The following is a 1,755-nucleotide window of genomic DNA, read 5'->3' on the forward strand; positions in this document are numbered from 1 at the left end:
GTGTTCACGGTGGACTTCAGCTCCAGGATCTCCCCGCGCGCGTCCACGGTGATCTTCTGGGACAGGTCCCCGCGCGCCACCGCCGTCGTCACCTGGGCGATGTTGCGCACCTGGCTCGTCAGGTTCCCCGCCATCGAGTTCACCGACTCGGTCAGGTCGCGCCAGACGCCCGACACCCCGCGCACCTGCGCCTGACCGCCCAGCTTGCCCTCGGTGCCCACCTCCCGCGCCACCCGCGTCACCTCGGCCGCGAAGCTGGACAGCTGGTCGACCATCGTGTTGACCGTGGCACCGATGCGCAGGAACTCGCCCTTCACCGGCTGCCCGGCGATCTCCAGCGCCATGTGCTGGCTCAGGTCGCCCTCCGCGACGGCGGCGATGACGCGGGCCACCTCCGTCGTCGGCCGCACGAGGTCGTCGATGAGGCTGTTCACGGCCGCCGACGCCGTGCTCCAGTCGCCCTCCACCCCCACCTCGTCGAGCCGCTCGGTCATCCGGCCCTCCCGGCCGATGACCCGGCTGGCCCTGACCAGCTCGCGGGTGCGCCGCTCGTGCAGCGCCGCCAGCTCGTTGACGCGGTCCGCCACCACGCCGGCAGCGCCCGGGCGCGGCTCCAGGCGGGCGCTGAAGTCGCCGGCGCACATGGCGGCGAGCACCGCCGCGATGTCGGCCAGGTCCCGGTCCAGCACGGCGTCGGCCTCGGGCGGGGCGTCAAGGGTCATACCGGCTCCAACCGCTCGCGTCCGACGATCGGGCCACAGTCTGACGCACGACGCCCTCGGGCCCTGAGGCCGCCGACGCCACCGCCCCGCCGGACGGGGTGGGCGCCGGCGCGGTCCCCCGTTCGGCGCGGCACCCGCGGGCCGGGGCCGGCGGCGGAGGCGTCCTGGTTGTGGTCGCAGGGGTGCTCGCGCATCATGAGCCCACCGCTCCAGCACCTCCCGGCAGCGGTCGGGAGGTCGGCACGGCTGCGGCCCGGCACGCGAGGAGGAGCGCATCACCACGGTGGACGACCCCCTCGCGACCGCCGTGGCGCGCGTGGCCCAGGGGGACCGCGACGCCTTCGCGGAGGTGTTCGACACGCTCGCCCCGCGCGTCCTGGCGGTGGCCCGGGCCGTGGTGCGCAACCACGCGCTGGCGGAGGAGGTGGCCCAGGAGGTGCTCGTGGAGGTGTGGCGCCAGGCGCCCCGGTACGACCCCGCCCTGGGCAGCGTCGGCGCGTGGACGCTGACCATCGCCCACCGCCGGGCCGTGGACCGGGTGCGCGCCGTGCGGGCCCGGGAGGACCGCGAGGACCGGGTGGCCGCCGGCGACGGCCGCCGGGAGTACGACGAGGTCGCCGAGCAGGTGCTCCAGCACGACGAGGAGGGTTCGGTGCGCGCGGCGCTGGGCGCGCTGACGGACCTGCAGCGCGAGGCGGTCGTGCTGGCCTACTGGGGCGGGTGCACGTCGACGGAGATCTCCTCCCGCCTCGGGGTGCCGGTGCCCACCGTGAAGTCGCGGCTGCGCGACGGCCTGCTGCGGCTGCGCACCCAGCTGGGCGCGGCGTGAACGGCCCGGGCGGGGCGCACCGGGGCGGGGCGGTGGGCTCCCACGACCTGACCGCCGCCTACGCGGTGGACGCCGTCGACGAGCGCGAGCGCGCGCTGGCCGAGGAGCACCTGGCGGGGTGCGCGGCCTGCCGGGAGGAGGTGGCGGCGATGCCGCCGGAGGGACCGAGCGGGATGCCCGCCTCCTGCGCCAGCCGCACGTGCG

General features: G+C 76.5%; 3 protein-coding genes. 2 read left to right on the forward strand and 1 reads right to left on the reverse strand.

Annotation, left to right across the window (positions count from 1 at the left end; genetic code table 11):
• Positions 1-722: HAMP domain-containing protein (locus ABEB16_RS20495; RefSeq protein ID WP_425560273.1), on the reverse strand; the 722-nt coding region annotated here is incomplete at its 3' end.
• Positions 723-1,005: 283 nt separating this feature from the next.
• On the opposite strand from ABEB16_RS20495, the gene sigK reads away from it, so the two are divergent.
• Both sigK and ABEB16_RS20505 read left to right on the forward strand, forming a co-directional pair.
• A complete protein-coding gene (gene sigK, locus ABEB16_RS20500) occupies positions 1,006-1,551 on the forward strand; it encodes an ECF RNA polymerase sigma factor SigK (protein WP_345714041.1) in 546 nt (181 codons plus the stop codon).
• The coding region (locus tag ABEB16_RS20505; protein ID WP_345714042.1) for a zf-HC2 domain-containing protein at positions 1,548-1,755 on the forward strand (208 nt) is incomplete at its 3' end. The genes sigK and ABEB16_RS20505, both read left to right, overlap by 4 nt.

Origin of the sequence: Kineococcus glutinatus (genome assembly GCF_039542765.1) — a bacterium.
Taxonomy (GTDB): domain Bacteria; phylum Actinomycetota; class Actinomycetes; order Actinomycetales; family Kineococcaceae; genus Kineococcus_A; species Kineococcus_A glutinatus.